General features: G+C 65.9%; 1 pseudogene. It reads left to right on the top strand.

Going from position 1 to position 581, the window contains the following annotated elements:
- Positions 1-420 (top strand): annotated as a pseudogene (locus tag C493_RS20790) (dihydroxy-acid dehydratase domain-containing protein); the annotation flags it as partial.
- Positions 421-581: the final 161 nt, after the last annotated feature.

The raw sequence follows: 581 nt of genomic DNA, 5'->3' as shown, positions 1-581 counted from the left end.
CACGTCGACACCGGCGACGTCATCGGCATCCGTAACGAGGGCCCCCAGGGCGGTCCCGGCATGCGCGAGATGCTCGGCGTCACGAGCGCCGTCGCGGGTCAGGGCCACGCCGAAGACGTCGCCCTGTTCACTGACGGGCGGTTCTCCGGCGCCACGCGCGGCTTCTCGATCGGTCACGTCGCCCCCGAGGCCGCCGTCGGCGGCCCCATCGCCGCCCTCGAGGACGGCGACACGGTCACCATCGACATCGACGAACTCGAACTCTCCGTCGACCTCACGGACGAGGAGATCGAGCAGCGACTCGCAGAGCGCGAACAGCCGGAGCCCAACTACTCGAGCGGCGTGCTGGCGAAGTACGGTCAGCAGTTCGATTCGGCGGCCAACGGCGCCGTGACGAATCCGGGCGCGAAGCGCGAGTGAGTACTCGGTTCGGTCAGGAGTAATCGTGACTACTGCGCCTTCGGCGCGGTTTTGACATCCACCCACGACTTCAGTCGTGGGATTCCTCTCGTGGGAGTCTCAGTCGTTCTGAGCTTCTCCGAGAGCGATATTCCCGCTTGACGCGGTACTTTGGTTTGTGT

This window comes from Natronolimnohabitans innermongolicus JCM 12255 (assembly GCF_000337215.1).
Taxonomy (GTDB): Archaea; Halobacteriota; Halobacteria; order Halobacteriales; family Natrialbaceae; genus Natronolimnohabitans; species Natronolimnohabitans innermongolicus.
Note: the sequence above shows the minus strand (reverse complement) of the source record. Positions and strands in the feature narration are given on the sequence as shown.